Source organism: Sphaerisporangium sp. NPDC004334, from assembly GCF_053602655.1.
Map to the genome: position 1 here is coordinate 56565 of NZ_JBSGDZ010000030.1, position 13365 is coordinate 69929.

Consider the following 13365-nt stretch of genomic DNA (forward strand, 5'->3'; position numbering starts at 1 on the left):
TCCGCACAGGAGAGCCCATGAACCCCTCCCTTCCGCGACGGCGCCTGCCCCTCACCGTCCTGACGGTGATGCTGGCGGTGATCGCGAGCTTCCTGGCGGTGCCGCCCAGGGCGGCGTACGCCGCGCCCGTCCTGCTCTCGCAGGGCAGACCCGCGACGGCCTCCTCCGCCGAGAACGCCGGGACCCCGGCCTCGGCGGCGGTGGACGGCAACACCGGGACGCGCTGGTCCAGCGCGTTCGGCGACCCGCAGTGGCTCCAGGTCGACCTCGGCGCCACCTCGACGATCACCCAGGTCACCCTCAACTGGGAGGCCGCCTACGGCACCGCCTTCAAGATCCAGGTGTCGGCCGACGGCGCCGCCTGGTCCGACGTCTACGCAACGACCACCGGGGCCGGCGGCGTCCAGAACCTGGCCGTCAGCGGGTCCGGGCGGTACGTGCGGCTGTACGGCACGGCCCGCGCCACCGGCTACGGCTACTCCCTGTGGGAGTTCCAGGTCTACGGCACCACGTCCACCGACCCGCCTCCCTCCGGCGGAACGCCGATCTCGGCCTACAAGCAGGTGACGGCCTCCTCCTTCGAGGGCGGCAACGCTCCGGCGGCGGCCCTCGACGGTCGGACGAACACCCGCTGGTCCAGCCAGTTCTCCGACGCCCAGTGGCTGCGGGTGGACCTCGGCGGCTCCGGGCACATCACCGGCATCACCCTCAACTGGGAGTCGGCCTACGCCACCGCCTACCGGATCGAGGTGTCGGCCGACGGCACGTCCTGGACCTCTCTGTACGCGACGACCACCGGCAGGGGCGGCGTCGAGAACCTGAACCTCACGGGCGACGGCCGCTACGTGCGCTTCACCGGGACCGCCCGGGCGACCGGCTACGGCTACTCGCTGTGGGAGTTCCAGGTGTTCGGCACCGTCGACACCGGGGCCACGACCGCCCCCCTGCTGTCCCCGCCGACCAGGGCACCGGCGACCACCGGCCAGTTCGCGCTGTCCGCGCCCGCCGACAAGGCCATGGTCACCGACACCCGCCGGCCCGCGTTCTCCTGGGCGGCCGTCTCCGGCGCGGCGCGCTACGAGGTCTGGCTGAACGTCAGCCGCACCGACTACGACTTCACCGCGACGGGCAGGCTCATCGACCTCTACACCAAGGTCGCCGAGCCGACCGGCACCTCCTACACGCCGTCCTGGGACATCCCCGACCGGTGGACCTACAAGTGGTACGTCGTCGCGGTGAGCGGCTCGGGCACGCGGACGACCTCCGCCATCCGGACCTTCAGCCTGTACCTGCCCGACATCGAGCAGGTCGCCGACGGCGTCAACCTCGTCAACGGCGCCCGCGACCTGAACAAGAACGGGACGATCGAGCCGTACGAGAACTGGCGGCTGCCGATCGAGACCCGGGTCGGCGACCTTCTCGGCAGGATGACCGCCGAGGAGAAGGCGTACCAGATGTTCTACAACGCCCAGGTCTACCCGCTCTCGGGCTGGCACTTCGGCCCGGCGCAGCCGAACGACCTGCACCAGGTGCTGCTGAGCGCGTCCGGCACCCGGCTCGGCATCCCGCCGGTCTCGGCGGGCGACACCATCTCCGGGTACCAGACCACCTACCCGCTGCAGAGCACGCTGGCCGCCGGCAAGGACTACGCGCTGGACTACAAGCTCGGCGACATGCAGCGCCGCGAGGAGCTCGAGGTCGGGGCGCGCGGCGTCCTCGGCCCGCTCGCCGAGGTCGGCACCAAGGTGCTGTACCCGCGCATCCAGGAGGGCAACGGCGAGAACGCCGACGTCGCCGCCGCGCAGGTCCGCGCGCTGGTGGCCGGGCTGCAGGGCGGGCCTGAGCTCAACCCCGGATCGGTGCTGGCGACCGTCAAGCACTGGCCGGGCGAGGGCGCGGGCGGCGAGGCCGGGATCACCTACGACGCGGTGACGATCAAGTACCACATGATCCCGTTCCGGGCCGCGATGGAGGCCGGCGCGGTGAACATCATGCCGGGCTACGCCGGGAGCTCCTATCTCGACCCGGGCGGCTCCGGCGCGGGCGACAGCGCCCCGATCCTCGCCTACCTGCGCAACAACCTGGGCTACACCGGGCTCATCACCACCGACTGGCTGCCGTCCGGCGTCTGGGTCAAGGCCGCGAACGCCGGCTCCGACGTGATGGGCGGCGCCGACCCCGGCGCGGCCGGGTTCACCATGGCGGGCTTCCTCGCGGGCGTCCCGATCGCGCGGATCAACGACGCGGTGACCCGCGTCCTGCGCCTGAAGTTCACCCTCGGCGTGTTCGACCACCCCTACGGCGACCCGGTGAACGGTCCCTACCGCTTCCACCAGCCGTCCTACGTCGCGCTGGCCAACCAGGCGGCCCGCAAGTCGATCACGCTGCTGAAGAACAACGGCGTCCTGCCGGTCAAGCTCAAGGCGGGCGACAACATCGTCGTCGCCGGTCCGCGGGCCACCGACGCCACGTCCTGCTGCATCTGGACGAGCTACTTCCACCAGGAGTACGGCTCGCTGACCACGCTGGAGGCGATCAAGGCACGGGCGGCGACCGCCGGCGTCAACGTCTACCCCGACACCGGTCCCGCGCCCAAGCTCGCCGTCGTGGCCGTCGGCGAGCCGACCTACACGCACGCGACCGCCTGGGTGAAGGAGCGGCCCCAACTGCCCGCCGACCAGCTCGCGATCATCCAGAACTTCAAGAACCAGGGCATCCCGGTCGTCGTGCTGCTGACCCTGCCCCGCCCCACGGTGATCAGCGAGTGGAACGGCCTGGCCGACGCCATCGTGGTCACCTACCGCGGCGGCGAAGAGGTCGGCCCGGCCACGGCGTCCCTGCTGTTCGGCGACTACACCCCGAGCGGCCGGCTGCCCTGGCAGTTGCCGCGAAGCCTCGACCAGATCCTCGTGCCGGGCGGCACCGACGTCGTCGCCGACGCGGCCGAGGACTGGAACCTCCCCTACGACCTGGGCGCCACCGCCGCCCAGCGCTCCGAGATCAGGTCCCGCATCGACGCGGGACAGACCGTCCCCACCACCTACGGCAACCCCCTCTACCCCTACGGCGCCGGCCTGCAAGGCTGGTCGTAGGCCATCCCTCTCCGGCCCTCCGGCCGCCGATCACGGGCGACCGGAGGGCCGGGCACCACGCGAGGCCGCGAGGTGCCCGGCCGGGGCGTGGCCGCCTGCCTGAGTTCGGCCACGCGTCAGGCCGTTGACCGGGGCCTGGACGGCTCAGGCCCCCTCTGCGGGTGCGGCTCGCAACGCGGCCACCGGCACGCCGGACCGGGGAAGCTCGGCCACGTCGAGGTGGCAGCGCACCGCGTGGTCGCCGCCGAGGGCGAGCACGGGCGGTTCCTCCTTCTCGCAGAGGCCGTCGACGCGGAGCGGGCACCGGTGCGCGAACCGGCAACCGGCCGGCCCCGGCGCGGCCGGGTCGCCGGCGGCGGCCGTGCCGGACGCGCCGAGCGACGCCTCCGACGCCGTCACCAGCGAGGCGGTGTAGGGGTGGTGCGGGCCCGCGAGGACGTCCGCGGCCGGTCCCTGTTCGAGGATCCGCCCGCGGTACATGACCGCGATCCGGTCGGCCAGGTAGCCGACCACCGCGAGGTCGTGCGAGATGAACAGGTACGACGTCCCGGTGCGGCGCCGCTGGTCGGCGAGCAGCCGCAGCACCTCCGCCTGCACGCTCACGTCGAGGGCCGAGACCGGCTCGTCGCAGACCACCAGATCAGGCTCGCCCGCGAAGGCGCGGGCGATCGCGACACGCTGCTTCTGACCGCCCGACAGCCGATCGGTGCGGGAGTCCAGCAGATGCTCCCCGAGTCCGGCGCGGACGGCCAGCCCCTCGGGGGTGAGGCCGCCGCGAAGGCTGCGCAGCGCCCTGGCCAGCACGGTCCGCACCGTGTGGCTCGGGTTCAGCGACGCGTCGGGGTTCTGGAACACCATCTGGATCCGCCGCAGCGCCCCCGCGTCACGCCGCCCCACGGCGGCCGGCAGCTCCCGCCCGTCGAGCCGGATGGTCCCGCTCCCCTCCGGTCCAAGGCCGACGACGGCTCGCGCCAGCGTCGTCTTGCCGCTCCCCGACTCCCCGACCAGGCCGAGTACCTCGCCGTGCCCGATGGTGAGGTCGACGTCGCGCAGCACCGGGATCCCGGCATGGCGGCGGGTCAGCGCCCGGATCTCCAGCAACGGCCCGCCCACGCCGGGCCGCGCCGGTGCTCCCCGGTCACCGGCCGGGTCCTGGCCCTCCTCGGCCGGGTCCAGCCGGCCGATCAGCTCGGCGGCGTGGTGGCAGCGGACGGAGCGCCCTGTGCGCGCGTCGTGGACGCCGGCGGCCTCCAGCGCCGGACGACGTGCCCGGCATGTCTCGTCGGCGTGCGGGCAGCGGGGGGCGAAGGCGCACCCGGCACCGTTCTCTCCGGGTGCGGGGGGACGGCCCGTAATGGCGGCGAGCGGGCGATCACGCCAGGTCCGGCCGAATCGGGGGACCGCGGCGATCAAGGCGGCGGTGTAGGGGTGCCGGGGCGTGGCCAGGACCTCCGCGGCGGGGCCCTGCTCGATCAGGCGGCCCGCGTAGAGCACGCCGACGCGGTCGCACAGCCGCCCTACCATGGCCAGGTCGTGGCTGATGAGCACGATGGCGGCGGCGAGGTCGGCCCGTAGCGCCCCGATCAGGCCGAGGATCTCGTGCCGCACCGTCGCGTCCAGACCCGTGGTGGGCTCGTCGAGGATCAGCAGGCGCGGCCGGGCCGCCAGGGCGGCCGCGATGACCACGCGCTGCTGCTGCCCGCCCGAAAGCTGGTGCGGGTAGCGCCGGGCGATGGCCGCGGGGTCGGGCAGCATGACCCGTTCGAGCAGCCGCGTCGCCTCCCGCCTCGCCTCTGCGCGGGTACGCCCCTGCAACCTGAGCGCCTCGGCGAGCTGCGCGCCGATCCGCATCGTGGGGTCCAGCGCGCTCCCCGCCTCCTGGTGGACGACCGCCAGCGAACTTCCCCGCCAGCGGCGCAGGCCGTCGGTGGTCAGGCCGAGCACGTCGGTCCCGTCCACCTCCACCCGGCCGCCGGTGATCGAGCCGCCGCGGGGCAGGTAGCGGCCCAGAGCGCGGCCCAGCGTGGTCTTGCCGCAGCCGGACTCGCCCACCAATCCGTAGGTCTCGCCCGCCGCGACCTCGAAGGACACCCCGGACACCGCCTCGGCCCGGCCGCGCGCGGTCTCGTAGGCCACCCTCAGCCCTTCGACCCGCAGGCCGCTCTGTGGTCTCACCGAGCCTCCCGGCGGTGGCGAAGGGCGTCGGCGACCAGCGCCGTCGCCACCACGAGCGAGGCGATGGCGAGCGCGGGGGCGAGCACGGTCCAGGGGGCCGGTTGCAGCCAGGTCCGGTTGTCCGACACCGACGCCCCCCACTCCGGCGAGCCCGGTGACTGGCCGAGGCCCAGGAAGGACAGCGTCGCCGCCGCGAAGATCGCGTCGCCGAACCGGGAGGTCGCCTCCACCAGCACCGTCGGGGCGAGGTTGGGGAGGATCTCGCGGAGCATCAGCGACCGGCGGCGCTCGCCCCGCAGCCGGGCCGCCTCGACGTAGGCCTTCTCCCGCTCGACCAGCGTCGCGGCCCGCACGCTGCGGGCCACGATCGTGGTGAACGACGCGGCGATGACCAGCACCACCACCGTCGTCGACCGGCCCGCCAGCGCCACGAACAGCACGACCGCGATGATCGTCGGGAACACCACGACCGCGTCCAGCGCCCGCATGGTGAACTCGTCGGCCAGCCCGCCCAGTGTGCCCGCCACCAGCCCGATCACCGTTCCGGCCAGGGTGCCGAGGCCGGTCGCGAGCGGCGCCACGGAAAGCACCGGACGCGCCCCGGCGAGCATCCGCGAGAAGGTGTCGCGGCCGAACTGGTCGGTGCCCAGCCAGTGCCCGGCCTGCGGCGGCGTGAAGCGCCGCAGCGGGTCCTGCAGGTCGGGGTCGAAGGGGACCAGGTGCGGCCAGAGCAGCGCGACCGCCACCCAGGCGAGGATGATCGAGCCGCCGATGGCCAGCGCCACCCGGGACCGCCCCCCGATGCGGGCACGGCGCGCGGTGCCCGTCAGCGCCAGGCCGGTCATGAGGCGGACCCCAGCCGGACGCGCGGGTCGAGCAGGCGGTAGACCAGGTCGGCTCCGAGGAAGATGAGCATGTAGAGGCAACCGAGCACCATCGCGGTGGTCTGCAGGGTCGGCAGGTCCTTGTCGACGGCCGACCGGAGCAGCAGCGCCCCTATCCCGGGATAGTTGAAAAGCAGCTCGACCGTGACCAGGCTGCCCAGCAGGAACTGCAGCTGCACGCCGAGGGCGCTGGTCGCCGGAATCGTGGCGTTGCGCAGCACGTGCCGGCGCACCACCTGCACGCGCGTGAGGCCGCGCAACTCCGCCGCGCGGGCGTACGGGCTCTCCACGGCCGTCACGGTGCTCGCGCGGACGTGGCGGGCGACGTACCCGGTGCACAGCAGGACGAGCGAGAGCGCGGGCATGAGCAGGTGACCGAGCGCCTGGACCGGGGTGGCTCCGGGCGGTATCTGGGCGGACGCGGGGAACCAGCGCAGCTTCACCGCGAACACCACCAGCAGGACCACCCCGGTGACGAACTCCGGCGTCGCGCCGAACGCCAGGCCCGCGACGCTGATCACCCGGTCCGCCGCGCGGTCGTGGTGAACCCCCGCGACCAGGCCGAGCGTCACCGCCACCGGCACCAGCAGCGCGAAGGCCAGCAGCGCCAGCAGCAGCGAGGCGCCGAGCCGGCCGAGGACCAGGTCGCGTACGGGGACGCGGAGGGTGGAGGAGTCGCCCCACTGCCCGGTGAGGAAGCCGTGCAGCCAGTCGGCGTACCGGACCGGGAACGGCCGGTCGAGCCCGAGCTGGGAGCGCAGGTCGCGCACCGCGGCCTCGCTCGCCTCACGGCCGAGGATGGTGCGGGCCACGTCTCCGGGGATCAGCTCGGTGGCCGTGAAGACGAGCACGGACACCACCAGCAGCGTGAGCGGGATCGCCGCGAGCCGCCGCAGCAGGAATCGCCTCATCACGGGCCGCCCTAGATCCGGGACACCGACGTGAAGTCGACGTAGCTGGAGGGATGCGCCTGGATCCCGGCGAATCCGCTGCCGTTATAGGCCCGGACGCTGCCGCCCCAGACGCTGATGATCACAGGGACGTCCTCGTACAGCGTCCTGGCGATGATCTCGGCCTGGGCCTTGCGCGCGGTGTCGGTGGTCGCCCCGTCGTAGGCGGTGGCGGCGGCGTCCAGCACGGGGTTGGCGTACTTGGACCCGTTCCACACCCCGCCGCTCTTCACCATCGGGATGATGAACTGGCTCGGCACCGCCCGCCCGGCCCAGCGCACCAGATTGGCCGGGCTGAACAGCCAGGGGGTGTCCTTCTCCTGGTCGCCGCCGTAGAAGTCGGCGGAGGTGCGCTGGTCCAGCGTGACCTCGATGCCCACCTGCTTGAGCTGGTTCTGGATGATCAGGGCGTAGTCCTTGCCCGGCGGGTCGAAGGTCAGCGGGAAGGACAGCTTGGCCACTCCGGCGGCGGCGAGCAGCGACGCGACCTTGGCGGGGTCCTTGGCCCGCTGCGGGATGTCGGCCGGCGCCGCCGGGAACAGCGCGGCGAACAGGTGGTCGTTGGCGAGCGCCCCGATGCCGTCGTAGGCGGTGGCGTTCACGCCCGGCCGGTCCAGGGCGTACGCGACGGCTTGGCGGACCTCCTTCCTGTCGAACGGCGCCTGGTCCACGCGCAGCGTCAGGGCGGTGAACCCGGTGCCCTCAACCCGGTCGACGGTGATGTCCCCGACGCCCTTCAGCGGGTTGACCAGGGCGGGAATGCTGAGAAGCTGGGCGTCGACGTCGCCGCCCTGCAGCGCGAGCAGATCCGCCTGGTCATCGGCGTAGAACTTGACCTCCACGCCGTCCAGGTACGGCTTGCCCCGATCCCAGTACCTCGGATTGCGGGTGAAGGTGGCGCCCTTGGCCGGGTCGTAGGAGGCGAGCACGAACGGGCCGGTGCCGATGGGCTTGGCGGTGAAGTCGCCCGCGTAGTCCTTCTTGAGGATCAGGGCGTTGTAGTTGCCGGCCGACACCAGATAGGGGAAGTCGGAGAACGGCCGCTCCAGCGTGAAGACGACCGTCCGGGGGTCTTTGACGCGCACGCCTCCCTGCGCGAGGACGGTGTCGAAGGCCGAGAGCGCGGCCGACTTGCTCTTCGGGTCGAGCAACCGGTCGAAGGTCGCCTTGACGACCTCGGCGTCCAGCGGGGTGCCGTCGGAGAAGACCACGCCTTCGCGCAGGGTGAAGGACCAGATCTTGCCGCCGTCCTTGGCGGACCACGCCTCCGCCAGACGCGGGACCAGCTTGTAGTCCCTGTCCAGCCAGATCAGGTAGTCGGCGACGAGCTGGGCGATCGCGATCGCCGTTCCGTCGTACATGGTGACGGGGTCGACCGCCGTGGGGGGCGGAGACGACCCCGCGCGGAGCACTCCGCCGCGCTTGGGCGTGCTCGGGAGGGAGCCGGACGGCCCGGCGTTCACGCCGGTGCTCGTGCCCGCGCCGCCCGAGCAGGCGGCGACCAGGGCGAGCAGCCCGGCGGCTCCTGACCCGGCCAGAAAGCGGCGCCGGTCGAACGGGTTGTCGTTGACCATGTGGACCACTATCCGAAGGACGAATAATGATCGTCAAATGGCCGTTCAACTGGCGACCTCTAACCGACCGCGGCCGCCACCGAGGTGACACAGGTCGGAAAACGACTGTGGGCACCCTCCCCATCGGGGAAGATGCCCAGGTCATCGGCGTTAACCGTGGTGCGCCGCCAGGGACTCGAACCCCGGACCCGCTGATTAAGAGTCAGCTGCTCTAACCAACTGAGCTAGCGGCGCGTTGACTACGGTGACTTTAGCAGTCCCGGCGAAGCTACGCACATCGGCGCCGGGGCGGCGTGCCGGTGCCAGGGGGAAGCACCGGCACGCCCATTTCCCGGGGGAAGCTCGTGGTAGAGCCCGCAGGTGCGTGCGCGCGGGTCAGGGCGCGGAGGTGAGCGCCAGGGTCGGCTCGGCCGGGTCCTTGTCGTAGACGCCCCAGGCGCCGGCGGAGAACGGGACGGGCTCGTTCTTCTTGCCCGGGCCGCTGCCCCACTTGGTGATGACGTAGTCGACCTTGATGTGGCCGGCGCCGAAGCCGGTCACCATCAAGCTGGAGTCGCTGAAGTCGCCGCCGGTCAGCTCGGCGAAGGTCTTGCCGTCGATGTCGAGCATGACGCCGCTCTCGGAGGGGATGCCCGGGCCGCGGTCGCCGATGAAGAAGGGCGCCTTCTTGCCGTTGTACATCACGTAACCCTCGGTGCCGAGCGGCCAGCACGGGCTGGCGAACAGGCCCTTCTGCATCGGCTTGCCGATGGCCGGCATTCCCGTGTCACCGGCGCGCCCGGAGGCGTCGTCCCAGAAGTAGGAGGCGGTGGTGGAGCCCTTCAACATGACTCGCTGGGTGGTCGCCGCCGCGACGCCGTCCTTGCGCTCAGGCGAGTTGGCGTGGGCCGCGGTGGCCGTGCCGACCGTCGCTGTGCACATCATCGCGGCACCGATGATGCTCGAAACCACACGACATTTGGGGGTGTTCGTGAAAAAAGACATGGGAGGTCAGGATCTTTCATCAGAAGACAAGGGACCCGGGCTCCGAATTCGGTCAAGAGGGTTCGGCGCCGGGAGAGGAAAGCGTTCTCTGATGCACAAGCGGGTGGACAAGGGCATGGTCCATCGCTGCGCGAGCGCTTTTCTTACGTGGGTCTTTCGGGCAGTGGCGCTGACGGCCACCATGTCGCAAGGCTGCGAATCGCCCGGCCGGCTCCTACAAGTCGACTGCTGTGCCGCTTCTGACGGCGAGATCCGGGCCTAGGGTCGCCCGGAGGACGGAGTGGGGCGGTGTGTCCACTCGAGTCTCCTCTCCAACGACGTCTACCGGGTTAGCTGACGGGTTCGGGCGTGGAGTTCGCCCTACCGCTGACGCGGATTCACCCCGAAGAACGTGGGTCCCCGGCTCCCGCGGGCCGGGTTCAGGCCCTCGGGACTCGACGTTCGGGCGGCGGCCTTCCGGCTGAAGACCAGGTCACCGTCCGATCTGGTACAAGACGTTACCGGTCAAGTCAGGACAAAGCAAACGATGTGTCTACAAAGCATCCGAAGATCTACCTATGGGTGCGTAAGCCCCATATATCGGGCATTTTACGCACCGGAGAGGGCCGGCAAGGACTCAGCAGCGGTACGCGTGTTACTGGTGTGACTAAGGAGGAAACCGCAGGCGGCAAAACCTCGTTTCACCCCAAGCTTCACCACCCCTCCCGGCAAAGCGCCATTGGTAAACAACCCCTCATGGCCCGTCGGCTTCCCCGTTCGCCCGGCGGCGCGAACTACCGGCTGGGTCCTTCGACCGGCGGGTGACGGCCAGGGGAGCTGACCGGCTCGTCGCCGCAACAGGGCGCCGCTGCCGCCGACCCCCTTCCCACCGCGTCGGCGCGTCGGCGCCCATGAGATGGCCCCGCGCGGCGGGGGGCGCCGCCCGCGGCAGGGCGGAGTCCCAGAGAACGCGATGCAGCCGAAGCGGCAGCGGCTCGAGGCGGGGCGAAGCCGAGCGAGGCGGGGTGTGGCTGGAGCGGGGTGAAGAGCGGGGGGCGGGGTGGGGGTGGACATGAGTCGGGGCCGGACAGTCCCCCGCCTGTCCGGCCCCGACCACTTCACGGTCCAGCGCCGATGCCTTCCCCCAAACGCATCGGGCGGTCCCGCTGTTCGGACACGGTCCCCCACCGCGTCCTTATGGTGAAAGCTTCGCTGCGCCCCTCGGGCGCTTGGCCGCATCCCCCTTGACCTGCCTTAACACTACATACCGGGGCCTGAGCTGCTCGTCATCGCACGGTATAGATTCGGTCTAAGTCGCGGGCATGACCGGGTACGGGATGACCCGGCGGGGCGAGCGGCTATTCGGGGAGTTCGACGACGACCTCGGTGCCCTTCTGCAGCGACCGGCTGACGGTGCAGTGGCGCTCGTGCACCCGGTGGGCGACGGCGCGGAAGACCTCGTCCGCCTCGGGGTCGCCCTCGGGGAGCTCGACGTCGTAGGTGATGGTGACCGGGCCGAGCAGCGTGGGCTCGACCTTCTCGGCCTGGACCGTCATCGCCAGCCGTACGAGGCGGTGGCCGCGCTTGGCGGTGAGCGGCTCGACGGTCACGATGTTGCAGCCGCCCACCGCGGCGAGCAGCAGCTCGACCGGGGTGAAGACGCCTTCGTCGTCGCCACTGCCCATGACGATCTCCGCTCCGCGCCCGTTGCGGGCCACGAAGCCGTTCTCAGTACGCTCAACATTCACCGATGCCATGCCTGGAGCCTAGGAGCAGGCGGGACGTCCTCAGGCGTCGGGGTGCTTGGACAGGTAGGAGAGGTAGACCGGCCGGAGCGCTTCGCCGAGCTCTCCCTCGCCGGAGGCCATGGCGTCGCTGAGAAGCGCCGAGACCCTGCTGAGGTCGTTGGCCGTCTCCTCGGAGTGACCGCTCGCCGCCTCGGCCGCCGGGATCACCTTGAGCAGGTCCCACAGGAAGCCGAAGTCGCCGTGCGTGACCGCATAGTGCACCGCCCTGTCGTGCAGTTCCCTGGGCGACAGCGACTGCAGCTCGTCCCGATCCATACGGGCTCACCCCCTTTTAGCCACTTTCCCTCCGATCACAGGGATATGCACATCGAACGCCGGGGAGATCGTTCGTACGAACGGCCGTCACGGACGTCCAGGGCGACCGGTCCCGCGAGCCGGAAAAGCGCGTGCCCCAGGTCCTCAGCCTCTACCGCCCGCCCGTGACTGGTGCGACCATCGAGAGCGTGAAGATCATCATCAAGATCCTTATCGTCGCGGGCGCACTGTGGGCGGCGACACAACTGATCCCGGGCATCACCGTCTCCGGGGCGACCTCCACGCGCACCGCCGGCACGCTCGTGGCCGTCGCCCTGATTTTCGGCATCGTCAACGCGGTGCTCAAGCCGATCATCAAGACCTTCGGCTGCGCCTTCTACGTGCTCACGCTCGGACTGTTCGCCCTGGTGGTGAACGCCCTGCTCCTGCTGCTGACCAGCTGGATCGCCGAGCAGCTCGACCTGCCCTTCCACGTGGACGGCTTCTGGGCCGCCTTCCTCGGCGCCATCCTCGTCGGCGTGATCACCTGGATCCTGGACATGGTGCTGGGCCTGAACGAAGACTGAGCCCGGCGTCAGCCGAGGCCGAGGTCGGCGACCGAGCCGCGTTCGCGTAGTTCGGGCTCCTGGATGATCCTGCGCCTGCGGTTGCGGCCGTCCGCCGCCGCGACGACCAGGCGGACGGCCGCGCGGACGATGCCGCCGATGTCCCAGTTGACGGTGGTGAGGCCGGGAGTGAGCAGCCCCGACATCGGATGGTCGTCGTAGCCCATGACCGAGATGTCCTCGGGGATGGACAGCCCCAGCTCGGCCGCCGCCGCGTACACGCCGTAGGCGATGGAGTCGGAGAAGCAGAAGGCCGCGCTCGGCCGCGCGTCGTCCGCCAGGAGCTCACGGGCGGCCGCGGTCGTGGCGGCCAGCCCGTGCGGCGCGGTCGTCACCTCGATGTCGAGCTTCAGGCGTTCGGCCTCGGCGGTCACGTGGACGTCGGCCGGCCGGTCGGGGGTGCTCGGCCGCGTGGGGGTCAGGACGGCGATGCGCCCGTGGCCTTTGTTGCGGAGGTACTCAAGGGCCAGCGTGACCCCGTTGCGGTTGTCGAAGACGACCTCGCCCGCCGTGCGCGCGTCGAGCAGCGCGTCGCCGATGGCGACCACCGGGAGGCCGTCGGCGAGCTGCGCCCAGAACGGCGCCGCCGGGTCGACCGGCTGCACGATCAGCCCGTCCACGCGCTGGTCGCGGAGCTGGAGCGCCAGCGCGCGCTCGCGGGCCGGGTCGCCGGCGGCGTCGAGGATCAGCGCGTAGCGGTCCTTGTCGCGCAGGGCCCGCCCGAGCCCGACGGCGAGCGACTGCTGCCACAGGTCCTCCAGCGAGCCGCACAGCACGCCGATCATGCCGGTGCGGCCGCTGGCCAGGGCCCGTGCGATCGGGTCCGCCTCGTATCCGAGCTCGGCGGCCGCCTGGCGCACCCGCTCGATGGTCTCCTCGGAGACCTGCATACCTCGCAGGGCGTAGGAGACGGCCGCCGGCGACAGTCCGGTCGCCTGCGCGACCTCGCGGATCGTCGCCCGCTTGCGCGGCTGGGAACGCGGCATCTCGCCAGCTTATGCCGAACCCGCGCGACGAGTGGGGTCCGGAACGTCCCCCCTCGTCTCGCAGCATGGACCC

At 71.5% G+C, this 13365-nt stretch carries 11 protein-coding genes, 1 tRNA gene and 1 riboswitch; of the genes, 3 read left to right on the plus strand and 9 right to left on the minus strand.

The window, feature by feature from the left end; all coding sequences use genetic code 11:
- Positions 1–17: 17 nt before the first annotated feature.
- On the plus strand, positions 18–3092 hold the full coding sequence (locus ACWEN6_RS32480) for a discoidin domain-containing protein (RefSeq protein ID WP_452575601.1): 3075 nt from the start codon (positions 18–20) through the stop codon (positions 3090–3092).
- Between the two features lie 144 nt (positions 3093–3236).
- Here the strand turns inward: ACWEN6_RS32480 and ACWEN6_RS32485 are convergent, their stop codons facing one another.
- The 6 genes from ACWEN6_RS32485 to ACWEN6_RS32510 form a co-directional block, all read right to left on the minus strand.
- Positions 3237–5267, minus strand: a complete 2031-nt coding sequence (locus ACWEN6_RS32485) for a dipeptide ABC transporter ATP-binding protein (RefSeq protein ID WP_452575603.1) — start codon at positions 5265–5267, stop codon at positions 3237–3239.
- On the minus strand, positions 5264–6112 hold the full coding sequence (locus ACWEN6_RS32490; protein WP_452575605.1) for an ABC transporter permease: 849 nt from the start codon (positions 6110–6112) through the stop codon (positions 5264–5266). The genes ACWEN6_RS32485 and ACWEN6_RS32490 overlap by 4 nt, the downstream gene beginning before the upstream one ends.
- Entirely contained in the window at positions 6109–7062 is a 954-nt protein-coding gene (locus ACWEN6_RS32495; RefSeq protein ID WP_452575607.1) for an ABC transporter permease, read from the minus strand. The genes ACWEN6_RS32490 and ACWEN6_RS32495 overlap by 4 nt, the downstream gene beginning before the upstream one ends.
- An 11-nt stretch (positions 7063–7073) precedes the next feature.
- Positions 7074–8675: an ABC transporter substrate-binding protein gene (locus ACWEN6_RS32500; protein ID WP_452575609.1), complete on the minus strand. Its 1602-nt coding sequence runs from the start codon at positions 8673–8675 to the stop codon at positions 7074–7076.
- A 157-nt stretch (positions 8676–8832) separates the two neighbouring features.
- Positions 8833–8909, minus strand: a tRNA-Lys gene (locus tag ACWEN6_RS32505).
- Positions 8910–9050: 141 nt separating this feature from the next.
- A complete protein-coding gene (locus ACWEN6_RS32510) occupies positions 9051–9503 on the minus strand; it encodes a hypothetical protein (RefSeq protein WP_452575611.1) in 453 nt (150 codons plus the stop codon).
- On the opposite strand from ACWEN6_RS32510, the gene ACWEN6_RS32515 reads away from it, so the two are divergent.
- On the plus strand, positions 9487–9921 hold the full coding sequence (locus tag ACWEN6_RS32515; protein WP_452575613.1) for a hypothetical protein: 435 nt from the start codon (positions 9487–9489) through the stop codon (positions 9919–9921). The two genes, ACWEN6_RS32510 and ACWEN6_RS32515, sit on opposite strands and share 17 nt — an antisense overlap.
- A 40-nt stretch (positions 9922–9961) precedes the next feature.
- Positions 9962–10101: riboswitch (cyclic di-AMP (ydaO/yuaA leader) on the minus strand.
- Positions 10102–10996: 895 nt separating this feature from the next.
- Here ACWEN6_RS32515 and ACWEN6_RS32520 read toward each other — a convergent pair.
- The gene (locus tag ACWEN6_RS32520) at positions 10997–11395 is read right to left on the minus strand and encodes an OsmC family protein (protein WP_354851961.1); all 399 of its coding nucleotides are present in this window, start codon (positions 11393–11395) and stop codon (positions 10997–10999) included.
- A gap of 30 nt (positions 11396–11425) precedes the next feature.
- Entirely contained in the window at positions 11426–11701 is a 276-nt protein-coding gene (locus ACWEN6_RS32525) for a hypothetical protein (protein WP_354851960.1), read from the minus strand.
- A gap of 188 nt (positions 11702–11889) precedes the next feature.
- Between ACWEN6_RS32525 and ACWEN6_RS32530 the strand changes: the two genes are divergently transcribed.
- The gene (locus tag ACWEN6_RS32530; RefSeq protein ID WP_354851958.1) at positions 11890–12267 is read left to right on the plus strand and encodes a phage holin family protein; all 378 of its coding nucleotides are present in this window, start codon (positions 11890–11892) and stop codon (positions 12265–12267) included.
- Positions 12268–12275: 8 nt separating this feature from the next.
- On the opposite strand, the gene ACWEN6_RS32535 is transcribed toward ACWEN6_RS32530, so the two are convergent.
- Complete coding sequence (locus ACWEN6_RS32535; protein ID WP_354851956.1) at positions 12276–13292, minus strand: LacI family DNA-binding transcriptional regulator; 1017 nt, start codon at positions 13290–13292, stop codon at positions 12276–12278.
- Positions 13293–13365: the final 73 nt, after the last annotated feature.

Bases quoted from the DNA above. Each gene is read 5' to 3' on its own strand.
- ACWEN6_RS32480 (WP_452575601.1), top strand. From the start codon at position 18: ATGAACCCCTCCCTTCCGCGACGGCGCCTGCCCCTCACCGTCCTGACG.
- ACWEN6_RS32490 (WP_452575605.1), bottom strand. From the start codon at position 6,112: ATGACCGGCCTGGCGCTGACGGGCACCGCGCGCCGTGCCCGCATCGGG.
- ACWEN6_RS32495 (WP_452575607.1), bottom strand. From the start codon at position 7,062: ATGAGGCGATTCCTGCTGCGGCGGCTCGCGGCGATCCCGCTCACGCTG.
- ACWEN6_RS32500 (WP_452575609.1), bottom strand. From the start codon at position 8,675: ATGGTCAACGACAACCCGTTCGACCGGCGCCGCTTTCTGGCCGGGTCA.
- ACWEN6_RS32510 (WP_452575611.1), bottom strand. From the start codon at position 9,503: ATGTTGAAGGGCTCCACCACCGCCTCCTACTTCTGGGACGACGCCTCC.
- ACWEN6_RS32520 (WP_354851961.1), bottom strand. From the start codon at position 11,395: ATGGCATCGGTGAATGTTGAGCGTACTGAGAACGGCTTCGTGGCCCGC.
- ACWEN6_RS32525 (WP_354851960.1), bottom strand. From the start codon at position 11,701: ATGGATCGGGACGAGCTGCAGTCGCTGTCGCCCAGGGAACTGCACGAC.
- ACWEN6_RS32535 (WP_354851956.1), bottom strand. From the start codon at position 13,292: ATGCCGCGTTCCCAGCCGCGCAAGCGGGCGACGATCCGCGAGGTCGCG.